Below are 20,933 nucleotides of genomic sequence, written 5' to 3'. Positions count from 1 at the left end.
TGATAAGTCCAGAGTGCTGAAAAACAGAAATGGTGAGCCAGACGGCGATGCTCCGTTGCGCGACGACGTTCTCTATGGAGAATTTTTCAGACACATAAGCAGCGGCATCGCGGTTTATACTGCCGTTTCGGACGGTCACGACTTTGTTTTTGTCGACGTCAACCCGGCAGCAGAAAGGATCGACGGGATCAGCCGCGCAGACGTCGTTGGTCGCCGCGTGACCGAGGTCTTTCCCGGCGTAGCGGAATTTGGCCTCGTCGACGTCCTGCGCAGGGTTTGGCGCACAGGTGCAGCCGAGCGCCATCCCGTGACGCTTTACTGTGACGACCGGATCTCGGGATGGCGAGAAAATGAGATTTTCCGGCTGCCGGGCGGCGAGGTCGTGGCCATTTACGAGGACCGCACACGAGAGATCGAAGCCGAGAACCGGTTTCGCGCCACGTTCGAACAGGCTGCCGTGGGTATGGCGCATGTCGGACTGGATGGCCGGTTCCTCCGCATCAACGCCAAGCTCTGCGACATCACGGGCTACAGCCGTGAAGAATTGCAGCAGCTAACATTTCAGGAGATCACGCATCCCGACGATCTGGACGCCGACTTGAACCTGGCGAACCAGTTGTGGGCGGGGACAATTCCGTTCTACCAGATTGAAAAGCGCTATCTCCGTGCCGACGGATCCTATGTGTGGATCAATCTGACCGCATCCGCCGGGCGCGACCCCAACGGCCAACTCAACTACGGCATCGCGGTCATCGAAGACATCTCCGCCAAGAAAGAGGCCGAGGCGCTGCGTGCGGACGAGGAGCTGCAGCGCATGGCTCTGTCTGCCGCCAACGCGGGCGCCTGGACCTACGATTTCGCCATCGACAAGCAAGCCTGGTCGGCGGAAACCCACGAGATATTCGGTGTCGCACCAAGCGCGCCTCCCCCGAACTACGAGGCCTGGCTGTCAAGCTGCGTCGACCCGCGGGACCGGCACCTTTTTGATGCCGCCCTCAGTGACGCGATATCAGGCTACCGTAACGACTTCAGTATCGAGTTTCGCTTCTTGCACCCGAACAAGGGGCCCCGCTGGCTCCTCTCACTCGGTAAAATTGTCTGTGATGCCGAATCCAAGCCCATCCGCGCGTATGGCCTCAATCTCGATGTCTCGGAACAGCGGGAACTTCAACAGGCATTGCGCGAGAGCGAGGCCCGGCTGCGCATGGCAATGGCTGCCGGTGAGATCGGCGTTTGGGACTGGGATATTGCCTCGGGCCGGGTGAGATGGTCCGAGAACCTCTCCTGCTTCATGCGTATGGAGCCTCAAGTCTACGAAGGCAGAATCGAAAACTTCCGCGATTTCTTGCATCCCGACGACAGAGACCGTGTCGAGGCCGCGATTCAGGACGCCCTGGCCGGCAAAAGCGACTATCAAATCGAATTTCGGATGCAGAATCCGGAGGGCCGGGTCCGCTGGACAGAAACGCGGGCGATCGTCTTGCGCGATCGGGACGGCCGGCCGACCCGGATGATTGGCGTCGACATGGAGATTACGCGGCGCAAGGCCGAGGAAGCGCATCGTGACTTGCTTGCGGCGGAGTTGAACCACCGCGTCAAGAACATCCTCGCGCTGGTGGAAGCAACCATGATGCTGACCTGGCACTCCGCACCCTCACCGGAAGCGTTCCGGGACGCCTTCTCCGCGCGATTGCATGCGATCGCCCGCGGCAATGATCTGCTTGTACAAAGCGAGTGGCGCCCCGTACACCTCGCGAATGTGGTGGAATCCGCGCTTGCGGCCTTTGGTTCCGCCCATCGGATTGCCCTGCCGGATGTCCCGGTTCATCTGGCACCGAAGGCAGCCCTGGCCTTGAACCTCATCCTCCATGAGCTGGGGACGAACGCCGCGAAGTATGGCGCGCTGTCGGTTCCAGAAGGCGTGGTGTCCGTAGCGTGTTCGCTGCGGGAAGGAGAACCGGACACGCTGGTTTGCAAATGGAAGGAAACCGGCGGTCCGCAGGTGCATCCACCATCCCGGAAAGGCTTCGGCTCGACCCTCATAGAAGAGACCGCAAGATCCGACCTTGGGGGAACGGCTTCGCTTTCTTATCCGCCCGATGGCGCGGAATGCGTCATCCGCTTTCCCTTTCGGTGAGCGGATAACGCGTTTGATTGCCTGGAGGCTTGGAGGGCCGGCCGGATATTCTGATTGAGCCGCAGTACGTTTTGCGGACCCAACTGCGCTTCAGTTCGAGCGTCGCTGCGCCCGGGCGCGTCTGCGCGCGATGTTGCTGCCCTCGCGACGCCGGGCGATGCGTCCCGCCGGTGTTCGGCGATCAGGTCCGGGGGCTCAGGCTGTGAGACACTGCGTCAACGAGGAAATCCCAGACACGCTTGATCCGGGATGTCTTGTGCATCGCGTCATGGGCCGCGAGCCAGATCGGAAGGGGCGGCAGGGTCCAGCTGGACATGCAGCGCGCCTATGCGGACAGCGGCGTGCAGACGATCGTGCTGCGGGCGGGCAATTTCACCGACCCGGAACGCCGCGGCTGCATCATGTCGGAAATCTATCTGCGTGACATTGCGCGGCAGGATAACCCTTCCCGGCCCAGCGGAGACCCGTCAGGCCATGTGTTACCTGCCGGATTGGGGCCGCGCCGCGGTCGCTCTGGCCGAAAAGCGCCGTGCGCTTTCGCGCTTCGAGGATATTCCGTTTCCCGGGCACACCCTCTCGGCGCAGGCGATCAAGTCCGAACTGGAGCGGATCACAGGGCGCAGCCCGACGTTCAAGCGGTTTCCCTGGTGGCTATTCACGATGGCCGGTCCCGTTTGGGAGCGGGCGCGTGAACTGAGCGGAATGTGGTATCTTTGGCAGACGGACCATGCCTTGTGTGAAAGACGCCTCAATAGCCCTGCTGCCGGACTTCGAGGCAATGCCGCTGGATGAGGTCATGCGCTCTGCATTGCCGTCGTAAGCCATCACGCGGTGCCAGTTCGGGCCCTCGAACAGCGTCTCTGCAACGCTCCGGGCCCCGATCACGGCCGGCCAGCGCCGACGCCCGCCTGGGCCCATTACGAGATCGATGCCATCGAGAAAGGCCCTCCATTTCAGCATCGGGAAAGGTCTCTCAGATCAGTGGGCAAAAAAGACGGTGGGGTGCTGCCAACGGTTACCTTGCGGTGAGCGGATCGAGCCTGGGGATCTCATCGCCGCGGCTTCGGAGCGCCTTTTTAACCGCCAGCCTTCATCATCGACAGCCGGGCACGCTCTTACGCCTGCGAACGCGCGGCCAAAGGCCATGACAAAGATTCCGGTTTACTACTTGATCAGCGATCTTCATATCGGCGGCGAAGAGGCGCTCGGCGTGTGCGATTTCGAGGATGAACTCATTGGTTATCTTCTGGAATTGTCAGGCCACACCGAAGAAGATGTCGAGCTGATTATCGTCGGAGACGCTTTTGGTCTCTGGGAAATCACCACCGTCCAGGGATCGGAAAAGCTTGACGCTATCGTCGCGCAGTTCCCGCGCATCTTCGAGACTTTCCGGCAGGTCGGCAGAGACATCAAGATCACGCTGCTGGCCGGAAATCACGACTACGAACTCGCCTGCTATCCTGAATTTGGCGAAAGGCTGAAAGCCTATAACATCCACCTCGAACAAACGCCTTCAATCATAAGACGAATTGGGCATCAGCGCCTGTGGATCGAGCACGGCAGCCAACACGACCCGGCCAATCGTGTTCCGGATTACGGCAATCCCTACGCGCAACCAATCGGCTATTTCATCACGCGCGATGTCGTCGGCGTTGCAGCGCAGCGGTCGCGTCTCGGCCGGTACAATTGGCTCAAGGACATACAGTCGGTTTATCCTACCGAAGCGATCCCGACCTGGATTTTGTCCAACTATTTCTATCGCGAAATGAGCCCGATCCTGCGCTGGATTGCGCTGCCGTTCCTTATGTTTTTCAGCTTTTCCGTTTTCGTTGTCATCGGCGCCGGGATGGAGTTCGCCGGGGTGTCCGACACCAACATATTCCTCAATAATCAACTGTTTCGGTCGCTTGGTTTGCTCGGAAGCCTGCTGCAACTGGTTCTGACGGCGAACGCCGTGATCCTCGCCGTTCTGATCGTTCTGGCGTTCCCGGGCTGGTTCATCCTGCGCGACGTCAGACAGACCGCCAGGAGGTTTGGTCTGGTCCTCGATCCAACAAAGCTCACGGGCCAGAAGGAAGACGCTTACCTCGATGCAGCCCGTGCTGTGTTTCAGGAGAACCCGGACGTTGCGGCCTTCATCTACGGGCACACCCACGCTCCGTCGGTGCGAAAGATCGGCGATCGGGCGGTCATCAACACGGGGACATGGATCAAGCAGTTTCAACCCGTGAAGGTCCGCTTCGGCATCCTCCCGCGAATTTACGTTCCCAGATATTGCCTCAGCAGCTTTCGGATCAGTGCGCAGGGCAAGCAAATCGTCGTCGCCTATCGCGAGGTCAAAAAGGCTCCGGGACGCGAGCTGACATGGCTGCAACGGATGTTGATGTCTCGCCGGGTGTCGTCGCTGATGGAGCCGGTGCCGGAGCATACGATCCTGGAAGCGCATTGCGACGTGTTCGAGGATACCCGATCCCGACGGTGACAAGCCTCTCTTGGGGCAGGCGCGTCCCCCGGTTTCAAGGCGTCGGGGTCGCCCAGCTCCAACGGCGTGACATGAAACGGGAAGCCGCCGCCGCCTTCACGGCTTTCGGGATGCAACGAAGCACTCCTCAGACATTGCCAACCTGCATCGCGCAACACGCGCCGTCACCAATCCGGTCGTTGCGATCGACATCGCAGCCCTTGCCCCGACCTGTGTGCGGCTGGTTCGTCCGGTGGCTTGCCCCCGCAGACCGGGCAGAGAGCGAAAGCGCGATGCCCTGCCAGCTAAGGCCGTGGCGTGTTCTGGCGGAGCAATGTGTCGGCCGAGCGTGCCACCACCTCGGAAATCTGCAGAAGCTGGCCGGCGAGCGGACTGGTCTTGCGCCAGACCATGCCGATCGTGCGCGAGGGCTGCGGATTGTCGAAGCGGGCTACGGAGACCGTCGCCGAGCGTGTTTCCACGCCCACGGCCATTTCGGGGATAAGAGTAACACCGATGCCGGCACTCACCATCTGAACGAGGGTCGAGAGAGAACTGGCATCCAGCACCTCGCGAGGGCGCGCTGATTGCATGTTGCAAAACGACAGGGCCTGATCGCGGAAGCAGTGCCCCTCTTCCAGCAGAAGCAGCCGCTCCTGGCGCAGGGTTTCACCATCCGGCACGGGCGTGGCCTCATCCGTACCGGGACGAACCAGCAGGAAGTTCTCGGTGAACAGCGGCACCTCGGCGAGCGATGGCTCGGATACCGGCAGCGCAACGATCGCCGTGTCCAGCCGGCCTTCCGTCAACTCCTCGATCAGTTTCGGCGTCACCGTCTCGCGGACATGGATGTCCAGTTCCGGCGCCGACTGCGTGAGGTTGCCGATCACCCGCGGCAGCAGATAGGGCGCGACTGTCGGAATGACACCAATGCGCAGCCGACCCACAAGCCGCTCTCGCGAGGCGCGCGCCAGATCTCCAAGTTCGTCCACAAGCCGCAGGATATCGCGCACACGCTCGCTGGCTTCTTCGCCGAATTTCGTCAGCCGGACCTGCCGTGCGTCGCGCTCCACCAGCACGGCCCCCAGTTCCTCCTCCAGTTCCTTGATCTGCATCGACAAAGCCGGCTGCGAAATGGCGCAGGCCTCGGCGGCGCGCCCGAAGTGGTTGTGCCGCGCAAGCGCATCGAAATAGCGAAGCTGTTTAAGGCTGATCTGAGCCATAATATAATCTTATCGCAGCAATCATAAAATGTAAATTTACCTGATGGCCAGCCTCTGCTAATAATTCTGATAGAGGACGGTCGGAGTAGTCCTGTCGCACCTGCGGCGCCCGCGCGGGCGTCCAACGGCTGACGCAGGGCCTGCGCCGACATCCGCCCTTGCTGACGGACGACCACGTCCGGGAGGAATGCACAGCGACCAGATTATTCCATGTCACAAGGTATCGGAGACTGCTGCGGGACCGTTTGGTCACCGTCAGCAGTACCATTCCTGATCATGGACCAGCTTCAAGAAGCACAGCGCGCAAACGGAGAGAAACATGGACGCGAAAAATCCCGATGCCGGCAGTTGCCCGGTAATGCATGGCGCAATCACGAGGAACAGTGCGGACGTGATGGACTGGTGGCCGAACGCGCTGAACCTGGACATCCTCCATCAGCATGACACGAAGACGAACCCGCTGAAGGGCTTCAGCTATCGTGAGGCGCTGAAGGAGCTCGACGTCGACGCGCTGAAGGCCGACCTTCGCGCCCTGATGACCGAGAGCCAGGAATGGTGGCCGGCCGACTGGGGCCACTACGGCGGCCTGATGATCCGCATGGCCTGGCACGCCGCAGGGTCCTACCGCGTGGCTGACGGCCGTGGCGGCGGCGGCACCGGCAACCAGCGCTTTGCGCCGCTGAACTCCTGGCCGGACAACACCAACCTGGACAAGGCTCGCCGACTGCTCTGGCCGATCAAGAAGAAGTACGGCAACAAGATTTCCTGGGCTGACCTTATTATCCTCGCCGGCAACGTCGCCTATGAGACCATGGGCCTCAAGACCTACGGCTTTGCCTTCGGGCGCGAGGACATCTGGCACCCCGAAAAGGACGTCTATTGGGGCAGCGAGAAAGAATGGCTCGCCCCGTCCGACAACCGCTATGAGGATGTCGAGAACCCGGCCACGATGGAGAACCCGCTGGCCGCGGTGCAGATGGGCCTCATCTACGTCAATCCGGAGGGCGTGAACGGCCAGCCCGACCCGATGAAGACCGCCGCGCAGGTGCGCGAAACCTTCGCCCGCATGGCCATGAACGACGAGGAGACCGCCGCGCTCACGGCGGGCGGGCACACCGTCGGCAAATGCCACGGCAACGGCGACGCGGCGCTTCTCGGCCCCGATCCCGAGGCGGCCGACGTTGAGGAACAGGGCCTCGGCTGGATGAACCATCACGCGCGCGGGATCGGCCGTGACACGGTCACCAGCGGCATCGAGGGCGCCTGGACGACCCACCCGACCAAGTTTGACCAGGGCTACTTCTCGATGCTCCTCGACCACGAGTGGGAACTGAAGAAGTCGCCCGCCGGCGCCTGGCAGTGGGAACCCAAGGACATTGCCGAGGAGGACAAGCCGGTCGACGTCGAAGACCCCTCGATCCGGTACAACCCGATCATGACCGACGCCGACATGGCGATGAAGGTCGATCCGTCCTACCGTCATTACATGGAGAAGTTCCGGGCCGATCCCGAGTACTTCCAGGACACCTTCGCCCGCGCCTGGTTCAAGCTGACTCATCGCGACATGGGTCCGAAGGCGCGCTGGTTCGGGCCGGAGGTGCCGCAGGAGGACTTGATCTGGCAGGACCCCGTTCCGGCCGGCCCCACGGACTATGACGTCGCCGCCGTCAAGGCGAAGATCGCCGACAGCGGGCTGTCCGTGGCCGAGATGGTCGCTACCGCCTGGGACAGCGCCCGCACCTTCCGCCAGTCCGACTATCGCGGCGGTGCCAACGGCGCCCGCATTCGCCTCGCGCCGCAGAAGGATTGGGAAGGCAACGAGCCGGAGCGTCTCCAGAAAGTCCTCTCTGTGCTGGAGCCGATTGCGGCCGAGACCGGCGCGAGCGTGGCGGACGTGATCGTCCTGGCCGGCAATGTTGGCGTCGAACAGGCGGCCAAGGCCGCGGGCGTCGACATCGAGGTGCCCTTCACGCCTGGCCGCGGTGATGCAACCGAGGAGATGACCGATGTCGACTCCTTCAAATGGCTGGAGCCGGTGGCCGATGGCTACCGCAACTGGCTGAAGAAGGATTATATCGTCGCCCCGGAAGAGTTGATGCTCGACCGCACACAGCTGCTGGGCCTGACCGCGCCGGAGATGACTGTCCTTGTTGGCGGGATGCGCGCCATGGGCACGAACCACGGCGGCACGAAGCACGGCGTGTTCACCGACCGCGCCGGCGCGTTGACCAACGACTTCTTTGTGAACCTCACCGACATGAAGTGGAAGTGGGTTCCCAAGGACACGAACCTCTACGAAATCGTCGACCGCAAGACCGGTGACGTGAAGTGGACGGCAACCCGCGTCGACCTGGTCTTCGGGTCGAACTCGGTCCTGCGCAGCTATGCGGAGGTGTACGCCCAGGACGACGCGCAGGAGAAGTTCGTGAAGGACTTCGTGGCGGCCTGGACGAAGGTGATGAACGCGGACCGCTTCGACACTGCCGCCTGATTTCGGCGGCCGACCGACGGATCAGGGCCTGCACGGGCGATGCGGCGGCGGAGGCTGTGCAGGTGCCCATCGCGCTCAAGGACGGGGCGGCGCCATGAAAGCGTCGCCCCGTTTTTCGTGCCCAATCCAATGACTAATCCCCCGAACAAGCGCAGCGGGCAAAGCCTCTAGGCGGCCTGTGAGGTGTGTGGCATGTCCGTGATCGGTTCCAGGGACAGCGTCGCCTGCCAGACCAGGCCTGCAGCCTGAAAGGTCAGCTCGACCCGCGCGTCAAGCGCGAACTCGATAACCTCGACCGTGACGGAGCTACCGAAGCCCTGCTTTTCGTGCCGCGACACTGCCGGACCGCCCGTCTCGCGCCAGGTGATTTCAAAGACCGGACCACGATCCCGGGGCATTGACGCCTTGCTCAAGGGAATTGACACAAGAAAGTTGCTTCCTTTGCTTCCAAAAGGTCGGCAACGTTAGTCTCTGACCAGCATCTAACTCAACGCTTGCTGAGAAGATGAGCGAAACATTGTTACTTGCACCTATCAAATTGCACCAAATCGACACAGGCCGAAAAGGGTTGTCGAATCGAAAATTCAACGTTTTAATCTGCCCTTCGACCAAATCGAATGAGATTCATCCCGGAAATGCGGCATACACGTAGAGGTGGAACGCCAAAGCGAGGCGCTTCGTGAGCCATTTTCCGCCGGAGCATCAAAAGGAATGGCTATCGTGAACACCACGAAGCGCGACACCGGCCTTTCAGGTTTCAGAGTTCTGATCGTCGAGGACGATTTTCTGCTTGCAAGCTACATCGCGAAACTTCTGGAGAACGAAGGCTGTCGCATTGTCGGGCTGGCCAGGAGCGTGGATAAAGCACTGGCGCTGGTGGACAATTCAATGCCCGAGGCTGCCATTCTGGATGCCAATCTCGCTGGCGCGTCCACGGCTCCCGTGGCAGAGGCGCTGCGCGCGCGGGGGGTGCCGTTCCTTCTCGTCACCGGTTACGGTGAGAACGATCTGAGCGCCGAGGTGCTGCGACAGGCGCCGCGTCTGGAAAAGCCCGTCCAGGCGGAGGCAATGATCCGCACGCTGTCCGCGTTGACGCGCTGGGCGCCGCGTCCACCCCAGCCAGCTCCCAGGCAGCCAACGCGATAACGTCGCCTTTCTGCGGCCGGACAGTTGCTGCGCGCGGCGATTGTGCTGCCGACCTTCCTACCGGCGCTTACGCCCTTCGTGCTAAGCTTCCGGGACAACAAGCGCGCCGGCGCAGCGAACTGTGGATCCGGAGCGCCGCGCGGGACCATGAACCACGCCGCGCAGGCGATGCGGGCTCGGTTCTAGCGAGAGAGCGCCAGCGTACCGCCCACGTTTGCGAATCCACGGGAGTAAAGAAATGGCACGAAGGTTTCTGCTTACCATCATCCTGGCTGTTGCGATGGCTACGCCGACGATCCCGGCCTCGGCCCATCACGGCTGGAGCTGGACGACGGGCGACAACATCGACCTCACCGGCATCATCAAATCCGTCAGCCTGGGGAACCCTCACGGCATCGTGCAGGTGGATGTCGATGGCGAAGCGTGGACCGTCGAAGTCGGCCAGCCCTGGCGCAATGACAGAGCCGGCTTGAAAGACGGCGATCTCGCCCAAGGCGTCGAGCTTCGGGTGATCGGCGAGCCGTCGGCCGACATCTCGGATCGGCGCGTGAAGGCCGAAAGGCTGTATCTGAACGGCCGCGAGTATGTTCTCTACCCGCGCCGCGACTGATGGATGGCCTGCTCACGGCGTTTTCCCAGTCAGATATCGCCACCTACCTGCGGTTTTCCCGATGGGCCTATGCCGCCGTGAATACCAGCCATGTGCTCGGGATCGCGCTCCTGGTGGGCGCGGTGATGCCATTGGATTTGCGGCTGCTGGGCGCGTGGCGGCACATTCCGCATCAAGACCTGGCGCGGGTGCTCGTGCCGGTGGCCGCCACGGGGCTGTTACTCGCGATGCTGACAGGAACGCTTCTGTTCAGCGTCCGTGCGAACGAGTACGCCGCTGTTCCCGTGCTCTGGCTCAAGGCGATGTTGATCCTTGCTGGTATCGCATCGGCAATCGCCGCGCACGCGCGTTACGGCGCCTGGCTCGACCATGCCACCCGCCCGCAACTGATACGCACAGCAGCGATTTCGATGGCCTGCTGGATGGGGGCCCTCATCAGCGGGCGACTGATCGCTTTCTCCGGCCCCTGAGTTCGCGGTGCGTCTTGGCGCAAAACACTCTGCACCTCAACCGGCCTCTTCTGCTCGCCAGCGCGCAGGCGGAGCGCGGAACCGCCAAGCGGCGGCTCCGCGGTCCTGCTCGGCTTCATTGGCCGGCGAACATCGCGTCGACCTCCTGACGCCAGGTCTCGTCATCGTACTCCGAGCCGTTGAGCATCGTGCTCCACTGGCGAACAAGTGCGGACGATGCCAACGCGTCCTTGATCTCGGCCTGCGACGCTCCCTGCGCCTTCGCCGCAGCCGTGTGATAATGGACGCAGTAATCGCATGGTATCTGTGCGGCCACGGCCAGCGCGATCAATTCCTTGGTCTTGGGTTCGAGCGCCGTGCCCGGGCCCATCACGGCCTGAAACTCCTGCCAGGCCGCCTCGACGCCCTGCTCCGGGAAAGTCTTCTTCATGAAAGTCGGCGGTTCCTGACCCTGAACGTTGCTGGCAGGAACGGCAGCCATGACCAGTGCCATGAGAACAGTTGGCAGCATCAGGGTTTTCATCCTTCCCTCCCCTTTTCTCGCGTTTTTCGCTGAAAAGCACCCAGCTCGGCGCGCGGTGGAAACCGCTTCCTCAACCCGGGCTCCGTGCCGTCACTTTCCAAGAGCTGGACTGCATGAGGATGCCTTCATCGGTCTCGTATCGCGCCAGTTCACTCTTGAGGGCGGCAGTGATCTGCTCATGCCGCTGCTCGGCGATCTCGCCGGCCTCGCGGTAGATCTCGCCCGCCGGCCCTAGCGCGAGCTGGAACGCGACCGCATCGTCCGGGGTGGCGCCGACAAGGACGGGCGCGTCGATCCGTTCGAATTCGACGTCCTCGTATCCGGCGCTCTTGAGCTGAAGCCTCACCTGGTCCGGATCGGCCATGGAAAACGGCCCCGGTCCGCAAGTCCGCGCATCATCACCGGGCGGAGGCAGATAGTCGGCGACGATCTGCTTCGGCAGTCCGAGCCAGGGATTGTCCTCGATGGTGCGCCACACGATCATTGTCATCGTCCCGCCGGGCTTGAGGCTCTGGCGCATGTTCTTCAGGGCTATGACGGGGTTCTCGAAAAACTGCGTGCCAAAGCGCGAAAAGCAGAAGTCATGCTCCGGCGCAAAGGGGTAGGTCTGCACGTCGGCTTCCACGAAGCGTACGTTCTCGATGCCCTGCGCGCGGGCGTCGTCGCGGCCGAATTGGAGAAAAGCATCGCAACAGTCCAGCCCGAGCACTGAGCCGGACGGGCCCACGGTCCTTGCCAGTTCGATGGCCGTATCACCGAAGCCGCAGCCAACATCGACCACCTTGTCACCGGGCTTCACATTCAGCGTCGGGAAGACCTGCCGGCTGTGGTGTGTGAGGCCGTCGACGAGCACGTGCTTGAAGCGGACGAATTTGGGAACAAGAATTTCATTCCAGAAGTCCACGAATTCGTTCCGCGATGACATTTCCTGGGCCATTTTTCCGACACCTTGTGGATATTGCTGCAGCGCAATACTGTTTAGGGAACGCCATCTCGTATACGTAAGCTTCTTCTCGCTGACGTTACTTGACGATGACGCCCACCAGCGCATTCTGTTTGCCTTTTGCCTCAAGTGTTTTCGGCATCATGCTGGTTGACGATTAGAATTGTGAAGGGTCAAACTCGCCGAAACCGGTTCGATTCCGGCAGGGAGTTCAGATATGACGATCATCCAGCGGCCGATTCACGTCAGTCTGGCGGGCCTGTCAGGCGCCCTCTCCACGCCGATAACCGGGCTTTACGAAAGCCTCCACGCCTTCCCGCTGCTTCGGGGGTTGTTCGACGACATCCCAAGCGAGTCGCCGTTTGATGTCGACATCGTCGCTGCGCGGAAAACCAAAACGATGACTGCGAGTGGATTGCCACTGAGCATCCACCGCACGATTGACGAACTGAATGAGACGGACATCGTCATCGTTCCCTCGATGCTGTGCCCGGAGGGATACGAATGGCGAACCGGCGATCACCCGGAATTAGTTGCCTGGATGCGGGACATGCACGCAAACGGCGCGCTCTTGTGTTCGGCCTGCTCCGGCGCGTTGGTGCTCGCCGAAACCGGGCTGCTGGACGGCCGGTGTGCGACAATCCACTGGGCCTTCGCGCCCACCTTTGAGCGCAATTTTCCGTCGATCAAGTTGTGCGTCGAGGAAGTGCTGGTTACGGCCGGCGATCGGAGCGAACTGGTCATGTCGGGCGCGAGCGCATCATGGACCGATCTGCTTCTTTACCTGGTCGCCCGGTTCACGAAGCCATCGACTGCGCGCGCGCTCGCCAAGTTCATGCTGATGCAGTGGCACACTGAGGGTCAGGCACCTTTCCTCCCGTTTTGTCCGCCGAGTCGTCACGGGGACAGCATGGTCCTCAGTTCCCAGCAGTGGCTGTTGGGGAACTACTCGGTCGGCCGCCCGGTCGAGGCAATGACGCGCATGGCCGGCGTTTCCGGGCGCACTCTGGAGCGCCGCTTCAAACAGGCGACGGGTTACAAGCCGATCGAATACGTCGCCCGCATCCGCGTGGAAGAAGGAAAGCGCCGCCTGGAGCAGAGTGACGCACCGATCGAGCAGATCAGCTGGGAAGTGGGCTACGAGGATGCAGCGGCATTCCGCCGCCTGTTCAAGCGGATAACACGCCTGACGCCGAGCGAGTATCGCAAGCGGTTCCAGGCGCCGAAACTCCACTAACCCGGGTGGGCGAATGGGCTGTCCCCTCCGCTGGCACCGCAGCCCCGGGAGGAAGGCCGGACCATTTCGGAGACGCCGGGTCTGCCGAGGCATGCGCGACGGCCATCATTCCTCTTTCAGAGGCGTCGGGATCGTGAGGCCGCGATCGAGCATCACCTGCCAAGCCTCTTCAGCGCTGTCGACGAACTGAAAAAGCTCGACGTCCTCTTTCCCGATCATGCCGAACTGAACCAGAGCGTCGAAGTCGACGATGCGTTTCCAATAGTCGCGGCAGAACAGGATGACGGGCAGACCATCCGTTTTGCGAGTCTGCTTCAAGGTCAGGATCTCGAACAATTCGTCGAGCGTCCCAAAGCCGCCGGGGAACGCCACCAGCGCATTGGCGCGCATTGCAAAATGCATCTTGCGGATGGCGAAGTAGTGGAAACTGAAGCACAAGCCCGGCGTAATGTATTCATTCGGGGTTTGCTCTGAGGGGATCTCGATATTCAGGCCAATCGTTGGCGCGCCCGCCTCATACGCTCCCCGGTTCGCTGCTTCCATGATGCCGGGGCCGGCGCCGGTGGTCACCACGTTCTGGTGCATCCCGCTGTCCGATGCGAAGGCGCCGCCCCTTTCCGACGCAATGCGTCCGAATTCTCGTGCAACCTCGTAGCTCTGCGCCAGCAGGGCGCCGATACCATTCGGGGGTTGCTCGGTTCGCGGCTCAGCGTCGCCGCCGGCGCGGCCGGCAACCGCCCGTGCACTGCCAAAGACAACGATGGTGGACTCGATAGCGCGATCCTGAAGGCCGAGTTCAGCCCTTTCGAATTCAAGCGCGATACGGTGGCTGCGCATTTCCTCGCGCCGCAAAAAGTCGCGGTCGTCAATCGCAAGCCTCTCGCCACTCGAAACTGGCTTACCGGAACGGGAGGACAACAGAGACTCTCCTTTCTCAGTCACGGACAGCGGCGTTCCCGACATTTGAAGGCTGAACGCGCGCAGCTCCGGCGCCCGGACACGACTGAAAGCGAACGACGATCAGGGCCGCAAGGCGGATATGAAACCCAACTTATACGTCTTATGTGGCGCATGTAGGCAAGCACGGATGCGGTCCCCGCGGCTCGCGAAGCGCGCCCCCGCCCGCGACCACGCCGCGGCGCCAATTGACAATAGCAGCAGCCAGAGCGATGTCCCGAGCGGCCGCGCATTCGCAACTGGCGGCAGGACGGGCCGGAAGGCAGAGAATAGCACTTATCCAGCCGCCTCGGTTTGCTGAACTGGACCCATCTTCCTCAATCCCATTAACATGAAGACATGCGTTCGCCATCAGGTCTGCACGCAATATCCCTGCAAAGTTTCAACAGGAATTGATCCATGTCGGGCAAATGGGAAGTGATCGAGCGGAAACCGAAGAACATTGTTCGTTGGTCAGTGGAAGCAGTGGTCGAAGAAGGCGTCGATCGACCCAACCCGGCGTCGCCGGCCGAATTCGTCTATGAGCTCCGGCACGTCGACACGCACGAAACAAAGCGTGTGCTATCCCATCAGGTGTTCGAAATCGGTGACCGTATTAATGAAGAGGGCTGGTTCCGCGAACTGTAGCGCATGATCGCAGATTGACTCCGGGGACAGGGTCAAACGTCCTGAACTCTCCCGGCATTGACGCTGTTCGCAACACCGTGTCCTGAACCGCCATATGGACCGATCTCGGCGCCCTGACGCCGGGATGCAGGCGCGGGTAACCAAGACGATTGCAACCCTAAGTATTCAGGCGCAAGTCATCAGGGCTGCAAAGGCGCGGCTCAGGGTGGCCCAGTCTCGCTCGACAGGGTGAGCTGGGGTCATCCCAAAACATCCTTAGCTATGCCTTGCGGTTGAATTTGCTTTGCTTGAGGGTGCCGTAGACATTTGCAGGTTCTGCCCCTAATTGTTCAGGATAGCTGCTCGCGCCCATCTCAGAGTTCGTTCACACTGATCAACCGGGACCCGTGGATTCAAAGCGTCAACCAAAAGACAGGTCCGTCCTGCTGGCAGAATTGCGCCGTACGCCGCTTTGGGCGAGCTTGCCCGAAGCCGATCAAGAATTGATCCTGCCCAAGCTGGAGTTGCTCAAAGCGGGTGCGAACGAGACGATCGCGGCCCAGGGCGAGGGCGCCCAGAGCTTGTTTTACCTGCTGACTGGAACGGTTCGCTTAGTCCGCCTGGACCAGAACGGGCGCCGCATCGTATCCGGCTTCGGGTTTGGGGGCAATTTGTCAGCAGATCGCGGTGATTTCCTTGGCCTCGGTTTCGATGACGTCTTCCCGTACTCTATCGAAGCAGTGACCGATGCGGCCTTGTGGCGGTTTCCGCGTGCCGAGTTGATGGCTCTGAATGAGGGAAATCTGGATCTGAAGGAGCAGATTTCCGGCATGGCGTCACAGGAGTACCACAGAACGCAGACGCACCTCGACACCATCATGGAAGGCGCGGTCCAGGCGAAGCTCGCCAGGTTTTTACTGGTTCTCGCTGAGCGTATTGGCCACGCTGACCCAGGAGGGACGAAGGTATCGCTGAGCATGACCCGCCAGGACATTGCCGATCACCTCTGGCATAGCATCGAGTCCATCAGCCGCGCATTCACGACCCTGCGGGATGCGGAACTGATTGGATACCAGGAAGATCAGCCTCATCTGGTCGTCTTTAATAAGACCAGTCTGTCCAGCATAGCTCTCGACGCCGACTGACAAGTGGCGGTCCGGAAACTGTCATCAGGCTTTATGCCAGAGTTGGAAGAAGGACCTGACGTCTGCCCGAAACGGCGTCTTGGCAGATCGGCGTCCGCTTTTATCGCTTGTGAAATTGGCGAGCGCGCTATCTGGTCTGCAGGGGCTGCTGAAAATCGTCGAGACAGATCGCCGTTCAACCGCTTGCGTTAGAAATGGCCACCCACCTCGTCTGAGCCGGGTGCGCGCTGTCCGAACGTGAAAGTCCCGCTGTTGCGGACCTCGGCCGCGGCGCGGACAAGTTCGCCATAGGCCAGCCGCGCGAGGCTGGAACCAACGCTGATACGCTTTACCCCCGCCTGCGACAGTTCGGCGACGCTGAAGCTTGGGCCGGATAGCCCCATGACCACGTTGACCGGCTTCGAGACCGATGCACAGACCGTGCGGATCTGCTCAAGATCCTTCAAGCCCGGCGCATAAAGGACATCCGCGCCCGCCTTCTCGAAGGCCTGCAGCCGTCGGATTGTGTCCTCGAGATCAGGCCGGCCATGAAGGAAGTTCTCGGCCCGCGCCGTAAGCACGAAGTCCGCCTCGAGCCCGCGCGCAGCGTCCACGGCTGCAGCGATGCGTTCGACCGCATGATCGAACCCGTAGATCGGGGCATCGGTCTGCCGCGTGTAATCCTCGATGGAGCCGCCAGCGAGACCCGTCGCCCCGGCGAGTGCGATTGTCTCGGCAACCTGCTCCGGGCTGTCGCCGAAGCCGTTCTCAAGGTCGGCGGAAACCGGGAGCGGCGTAGCGCCGACAATCTCCAGGCAATGCGCAATAACGGCATCGCGCGATACGTCGCCGTCCTTGCGGCCTCGCGAAAAAGCGAACCCCGCGCTGGTCGTGGCGAGAGCTTCAAACCCCATCGAGGCCAGTATGCGCGCCGATCCGACATCCCAAGGGTTTGGGATGACGAAGGCATGATCCCGGTGGTGTAACGCCCTAAAAGCAGACGATGATTCTGCATCAGAAGACATCTTGTGCCCCTCCCGAGCGCACCCGGTGCCGCGTTTACATGGCCGCCACGTCTTCCTGCTGCTGCGCCGAGAAGATCGAGGTGTAGCCGCCGCTCCAGTCCGGCGGCAGACGATAGCTACCCGGCTCATGGTGCGCGAAACGGGCCGGCTCACCTCGAATGATCGCCTGCTCGTAGCGTGATTTCAACGGCTGCGCGGTATAGGGCATGGCGTCTGCAGCCGAGATCACGAACAGCAGCAGCGGCCTGCCAAGATCGGACTCGTTCTTCCGCGAGGCATGAAGCGTCCTGTAGTTATGCATGGTCACCGACCCCACGGGGCCGGACAGCTCGACGGCACGATCCGCCGGCACCTGCGCGGCCGCGCTCTTGCGCAGTTCTCCGCGCCAGACGCCCGCGTCGTCGTAGTGATCGTAAATCTCGCCCTTGTGACTGCCGGGGATGCACATGAGCGGCCCCTGCTCCGGTCCGCAGTCGTTCAGGTAAATGCCGCAGGTCAGAACGGCGTGGTTGGTGTGCGGGAAGAACGGCTGATCCTGGTGCCATGAGACTTCGGCGCCGCCCTTGGCCCATTTGAAGTTCAGCTTCGCCTGGTAGAACTTTACATCCGGTCCGACGACATCGGCGAGGGCGTCGGCCAGCCGACTCTCGGTGAGGAAGCGCCAGAAGATGTCGTCCTGATCGCACGGGCTGGAGACACGGCGCAACCGCGGATTTTCCGGGGTGTGGTCCGGCTCCAGGTCAAATACGGAATCCGAGGCCGTGACCGAACGGCTGCGCTCCACGAGCTTCCCGACGGCATCATTGAGAGCCGCGATCCATTCCGGCTCCACGAAAGACGGCAGCAGGGTGAAACCATCGTCGAAATAGCGGGCACGCTGCTCCGCGGTCATGGCACGGCAGGCATGTTTCTGGATGTCCTCGGCAAGCATGATGACCTCCCTGGTCAGTTGAAACCCAACACCTGGTTGGGCAGCCACAACGCCGTCTGCGGGAACGCCGCGACGATCGCCAGTGCGATAAGCTGGATCACGATGAAGGGTATCACGCCGGCATACATGTGACGCAGCGTGATATCCCGCGGGGCGACGCCGCGCAGATAGAAGATGGCCGGGGCCATCGGCGGCGTCAGATAACTCGTCTGGATCATCACCAGCAGCAGCATGCAGAACCAAACCGGCTCGAAGCCCAGATCGCGGACGAAGGGCATGAAGATCGGCACGAAAATGAGCAAGATCGAAATCCACTCCAGGAAGAAGCCGGCGATGAAGACGAGCAGCAGGAAGATGACCAGCAGCATCGCGGGGCTCAGCTCCAGCGCGCCGATCATGTCGCGCATGATGCTCATGCCGCCCGAGCCGACAAAGACCCCGGTGAACAGGCTGCCCGCCATCAGGATGAACATGATCATCGAGGTCACGGTGATGGTCTTGACCAGCGCCGCGCCAAACATGCCGAACGAAAAGCGTCCATAGAGGATCGACATCAGGAAGGCGCCCACCGCGCCCAGCGCCGCCGCCTCGGTCGGGGCCGCCCACCCCAGCATGATCGAGCCGAGAACAGCGAAGATCATGACAAGCGGCGGAACCAGCGCCTTGACCGTAATGGTTACCTTTTGCAGGAAAGGCGGGTCGTCAGCACCGTCGTCCACGCGCGGCGCCGTTTGCGGCCGCAGGATGCACAGGCCGACGATGTAAATGATGTAAAGCCCGGAAAGGATCAGCCCGGGAAAGATCATGCCGACCATGAGATCGCCAATCGAGACATCGGCGATCGGCCCCAGCACAACCACCACGACGGAAGGCGGAATGATTGTTCCAAGCGATCCGCCCGCGCAGATCGTGCCGGATATCAGCGACTTGGAATACTGGTACTTCATCATCGCCGGAATCGCGAGCAGGCCGACGACCGTCTCTGTCGCGCCAATCACCCCCCGTGGAGGCGGCGAAGATGATGCACATGATCACCGTGCCGATAGCCAGCCCACCCGGCAGACGGCGCGTCCAGAGATGCACGGCGCTGAAAAGCTGCTCGGCGATACCTGAACGCTCAAGCATCGCGCCCATGAAGACGAAGAGGGGTACCGCCGCCAGCACGAAGTTGGAGGCGACCTCCTCGATCTTCTGGGTGAACTGGAAGAACACCGCGTCGCCGAAGGTGTAGATGCCGAACGCGAACGCCACGCCGAGCAGCGAGAAAGCGACCGGAAACCCGAGGAAAATCAGCACGAAGAGTGCCGGAAACATCAACAATCCGGTCATTGCTGCTGCTCCGTGGCGGCGGGGGTCTCAGGATAATCGGCGCGCCCGAAGATCGCGCGGACCGCTTTCAGACATTCCGCGATGACCTGCAGAAGGAGCAGCACGAAGCTGAAGGCGATGATCGCACGGAACGGCCAGATGACCGGGTTCCATGCCGAATTGCCCGAACGCTCGCCGGACTGATAGGCGCTGCTGGCGTACTCAATAAGCCGATCCGAAATCAGGTAAAGACACGGCAGGATCAGCACCAGGTAAAGCGTCAGGTCCAGTACCGCGCGCATGCGCGGGGAGAGCCGGGCGTAGATGAGGTCTATGCGGACATGTGCCTGCTTCTGCAGCGTGAGCGCGCCGCCGAGCAGGAAATGCACGCCCATCAGCGTGTAGCCAAGCTCGAACGCCCAGATGGTCGGCGCGCCGAAGAAGTAGCGCGCGAACACCTCATAGCTCACCCCGAGGGCAAGCGGTATGACGACCAGCGCAGCCGTGTACCCCACCGCGCGGGTGATCGTTTCAATGAACCGGATGATGGAGATCATGACCCCGCCGAACGCACAGTTACAAGCCCGCACGAAAAAGGATTTGCCGAAAAGCCAGAGGCGACTTTCGCGGCAAATCCTTCAGATTCCTGCTCGGTCTCTTATTGGCGAACCTTCACATTGCGGTAGCGGCCCGAGTCTTTCCAGAGGTCGGCGAATTCCTTCTGGCTCTCAAGCACGCGCTTGAACCAGTCGTTCTCCGCGGCCTTCTCCTCGGCCCAGGCAAGGCCGGCCTCGCGCGCCTCGTACTGCACCTCCGGATCGAGCTCGATCACCTCGTTGCCCTGCTCGCGGAAGAAGGCGAGAGCCTTCGCGTCCTCCTGGCCGATCGTGAGCCAGCTGTCCATGGTGGTCTTGAACGCTGCGTCACGGATCAGCGCCTGGTCCGACTCGGACAGGCTGTTCCACGCGTCATTGTTGATGACAAGTTCGAACGGCGCGGTGGGTTGATGTACGCCAGGTATGATGACGTACTTGGTCACGCGGTGGAAACCGGGCGAAATGTTCTCCCACAACGTGCCCCATTCGGTCGCGTCGATCGCGCCCCGCTCCAGCGCCGGATAGACGTCGCCGCCCGGCATCGTGACCGGCGCTGCGCCCATGCTCTTGGAGATTTCCAGCCAGGCGCCGGCCGTGCGCAGCTTCAGACCCTGCAGGTCTTCCAGCGTGCGGACCGGTTTGCGCGAGTGCAGGAAGACCTCGGAGGTCCGAATGAACAGCGGCATGGAAACGAGGTTGAACCTCTCCATGCGCCACGCGGCCTGCATATCGGCCCCGCCTCCGCGATACAGCCAATGCAGCATACGCTCGCTGTCGAACGAGCCGGCGAAGCCTCCGAACAGCACCGCGGTCGGGTCGATGCCCCAGTCGTAGCCGATCCAGGTATGCCCCATTTCGGCGACACCGTTGTTGACTGTCTCGGAGACCTTCAAACCCGGCCCAAGCGTGCCCGCGGGGAAAACCTCGATCGTGATCCGGCCGTCGGACATGCGCTCGACGTTCTCCGCGAACGCCTTTGCGCCGATCTCCATCAGCGGTCCGCCAGACCAGCCCGTGGCCATCTTGAAGGAGTGAGTATCCTGGGCACTCGCGCTGGCACCCGCCAGGGCGAGCCCGGCGGACAGCGCCGCGCCCGCCAGGAACGCGCGTCGGGGAAACTTGAGCTTCATTTACGTCCTCCCTAG

Annotated in this window: 20 protein-coding genes and 1 pseudogene; 10 read left to right on the top strand and 11 right to left on the bottom strand. The window is 61.8% G+C overall.

Annotated features, from left to right (window positions below; genetic code table 11):
* Nucleotides 1–13: 13 nt before the first annotated feature.
* From BXY53_RS11060 to BXY53_RS11050, 3 genes are all read left to right on the top strand, one after another.
* A complete protein-coding gene (locus BXY53_RS11060) occupies nucleotides 14–2,137 on the top strand; it encodes a PAS domain-containing protein (protein WP_119062052.1) in 2,124 nt (707 codons plus the stop codon).
* 420 nt (nucleotides 2,138–2,557) lie between these two features.
* Nucleotides 2,558–2,929, top strand: coding sequence for a Rossmann-fold NAD(P)-binding domain-containing protein (locus BXY53_RS11055; protein ID WP_147361552.1), 372 nt, complete (start codon nucleotides 2,558–2,560; stop codon nucleotides 2,927–2,929).
* Between the two features lie 136 nt (nucleotides 2,930–3,065).
* Entirely contained in the window at nucleotides 3,066–4,619 is a 1,554-nt protein-coding gene (locus tag BXY53_RS11050) for a metallophosphoesterase (protein WP_119062050.1), read from the top strand.
* A 284-nt stretch (nucleotides 4,620–4,903) separates the two neighbouring features.
* Here the strand turns inward: BXY53_RS11050 and BXY53_RS11045 are convergent, their stop codons facing one another.
* On the bottom strand, nucleotides 4,904–5,821 hold the full coding sequence (locus BXY53_RS11045; protein ID WP_119062049.1) for a LysR substrate-binding domain-containing protein: 918 nt from the start codon (nucleotides 5,819–5,821) through the stop codon (nucleotides 4,904–4,906).
* Between the two features lie 319 nt (nucleotides 5,822–6,140).
* Here BXY53_RS11045 and katG point away from each other — a divergent pair, with 319 nt between their 5' ends.
* Nucleotides 6,141–8,312 (top strand): catalase/peroxidase HPI, encoded by a 2,172-nt coding sequence (gene katG / locus BXY53_RS11040; protein WP_119062048.1) that lies wholly within the window; start codon nucleotides 6,141–6,143, stop codon nucleotides 8,310–8,312.
* Nucleotides 8,313–8,479: 167 nt separating this feature from the next.
* Here the strand turns inward: katG and BXY53_RS11035 are convergent, their stop codons facing one another.
* Complete coding sequence (locus tag BXY53_RS11035; RefSeq protein WP_119062047.1) at nucleotides 8,480–8,710, bottom strand: hypothetical protein; 231 nt, start codon at nucleotides 8,708–8,710, stop codon at nucleotides 8,480–8,482.
* Nucleotides 8,711–9,032: 322 nt separating this feature from the next.
* On the opposite strand from BXY53_RS11035, the gene BXY53_RS11030 reads away from it, so the two are divergent.
* The 3 genes from BXY53_RS11030 (at nucleotide 9,033) to BXY53_RS11020 (ending at nucleotide 10,538) form a co-directional block, all read left to right on the top strand.
* A complete protein-coding gene (locus tag BXY53_RS11030) occupies nucleotides 9,033–9,458 on the top strand; it encodes a response regulator (protein WP_170144424.1) in 426 nt (141 codons plus the stop codon).
* A 238-nt stretch (nucleotides 9,459–9,696) separates the two neighbouring features.
* Nucleotides 9,697–10,068 (top strand): DUF6152 family protein, encoded by a 372-nt coding sequence (locus BXY53_RS11025; RefSeq protein ID WP_210209224.1) that lies wholly within the window; start codon nucleotides 9,697–9,699, stop codon nucleotides 10,066–10,068.
* Nucleotides 10,068–10,538, top strand: coding sequence for a hypothetical protein (locus BXY53_RS11020; protein ID WP_119062045.1), 471 nt, complete (start codon nucleotides 10,068–10,070; stop codon nucleotides 10,536–10,538). Before BXY53_RS11025 ends, BXY53_RS11020 begins: the two co-directional genes overlap by 1 nt.
* A gap of 115 nt (nucleotides 10,539–10,653) precedes the next feature.
* Here the strand turns inward: BXY53_RS11020 and BXY53_RS11015 are convergent, their stop codons facing one another.
* A complete protein-coding gene (locus BXY53_RS11015; RefSeq protein WP_170144423.1) occupies nucleotides 10,654–11,061 on the bottom strand; it encodes a carboxymuconolactone decarboxylase family protein in 408 nt (135 codons plus the stop codon).
* A gap of 70 nt (nucleotides 11,062–11,131) precedes the next feature.
* Nucleotides 11,132–11,998 (bottom strand): class I SAM-dependent methyltransferase, encoded by an 867-nt coding sequence (locus BXY53_RS11010; RefSeq protein ID WP_119062044.1) that lies wholly within the window; start codon nucleotides 11,996–11,998, stop codon nucleotides 11,132–11,134.
* A gap of 223 nt (nucleotides 11,999–12,221) precedes the next feature.
* Here BXY53_RS11010 and BXY53_RS11005 point away from each other — a divergent pair, with 223 nt between their 5' ends.
* Nucleotides 12,222–13,241, top strand: coding sequence for a GlxA family transcriptional regulator (locus BXY53_RS11005; protein WP_119062043.1), 1,020 nt, complete (start codon nucleotides 12,222–12,224; stop codon nucleotides 13,239–13,241).
* Nucleotides 13,242–13,346: 105 nt separating this feature from the next.
* On the opposite strand, the gene BXY53_RS11000 is transcribed toward BXY53_RS11005, so the two are convergent.
* Nucleotides 13,347–14,204: an LOG family protein gene (locus BXY53_RS11000; protein WP_119062042.1), complete on the bottom strand. Its 858-nt coding sequence runs from the start codon at nucleotides 14,202–14,204 to the stop codon at nucleotides 13,347–13,349.
* Between the two features lie 393 nt (nucleotides 14,205–14,597).
* Here BXY53_RS11000 and BXY53_RS10995 point away from each other — a divergent pair, with 393 nt between their 5' ends.
* Nucleotides 14,598–14,825, top strand: a complete 228-nt coding sequence (locus tag BXY53_RS10995; RefSeq protein ID WP_119062041.1) for a hypothetical protein — start codon at nucleotides 14,598–14,600, stop codon at nucleotides 14,823–14,825.
* A gap of 461 nt (nucleotides 14,826–15,286) precedes the next feature.
* Nucleotides 15,287–15,949 carry a Crp/Fnr family transcriptional regulator gene (locus BXY53_RS10990; protein WP_147361551.1) on the top strand — a complete coding sequence of 221 codons (663 nt, stop codon included), beginning with the start codon at nucleotides 15,287–15,289 and terminating at the stop codon, nucleotides 15,947–15,949.
* 188 nt (nucleotides 15,950–16,137) lie between these two features.
* Here BXY53_RS10990 and BXY53_RS10985 read toward each other — a convergent pair whose 3' ends face one another.
* The 6 genes and pseudogenes from BXY53_RS10985 to dctP all read right to left on the bottom strand — a co-directional run bounded on the left by BXY53_RS10985 (nucleotide 16,138) and on the right by dctP (nucleotide 20,918).
* Nucleotides 16,138–16,953 carry an isocitrate lyase/PEP mutase family protein gene (locus BXY53_RS10985; protein WP_119062039.1) on the bottom strand — a complete coding sequence of 272 codons (816 nt, stop codon included), beginning with the start codon at nucleotides 16,951–16,953 and terminating at the stop codon, nucleotides 16,138–16,140.
* Between the two features lie 34 nt (nucleotides 16,954–16,987).
* A complete protein-coding gene (locus tag BXY53_RS10980) occupies nucleotides 16,988–17,884 on the bottom strand; it encodes a phytanoyl-CoA dioxygenase family protein (RefSeq protein WP_119062038.1) in 897 nt (298 codons plus the stop codon).
* A 14-nt stretch (nucleotides 17,885–17,898) separates the two neighbouring features.
* Nucleotides 17,899–18,831 (bottom strand): TRAP transporter large permease, encoded by a 933-nt coding sequence (locus BXY53_RS14310; RefSeq protein WP_280985266.1) that lies wholly within the window; start codon nucleotides 18,829–18,831, stop codon nucleotides 17,899–17,901.
* A 115-nt stretch (nucleotides 18,832–18,946) separates the two neighbouring features.
* Nucleotides 18,947–19,198, bottom strand: a pseudogene (locus tag BXY53_RS14370) (TRAP transporter large permease subunit); the annotation flags it as partial.
* 11 nt (nucleotides 19,199–19,209) lie between these two features.
* Nucleotides 19,210–19,749, bottom strand: coding sequence for a TRAP transporter small permease subunit (locus BXY53_RS10970; protein WP_119062037.1), 540 nt, complete (start codon nucleotides 19,747–19,749; stop codon nucleotides 19,210–19,212).
* A 101-nt stretch (nucleotides 19,750–19,850) separates the two neighbouring features.
* Entirely contained in the window at nucleotides 19,851–20,918 is a 1,068-nt protein-coding gene (dctP, locus tag BXY53_RS10965; RefSeq protein WP_119062036.1) for a TRAP transporter substrate-binding protein DctP, read from the bottom strand.
* Nucleotides 20,919–20,933: the final 15 nt, after the last annotated feature.

The organism is Dichotomicrobium thermohalophilum (assembly GCF_003550175.1).
GTDB lineage: Bacteria > Pseudomonadota > Alphaproteobacteria > Rhizobiales > Rhodomicrobiaceae > Dichotomicrobium > Dichotomicrobium thermohalophilum.
Note: the sequence above shows the minus strand (reverse complement) of the source record. Positions and strands in the feature narration are given on the sequence as shown.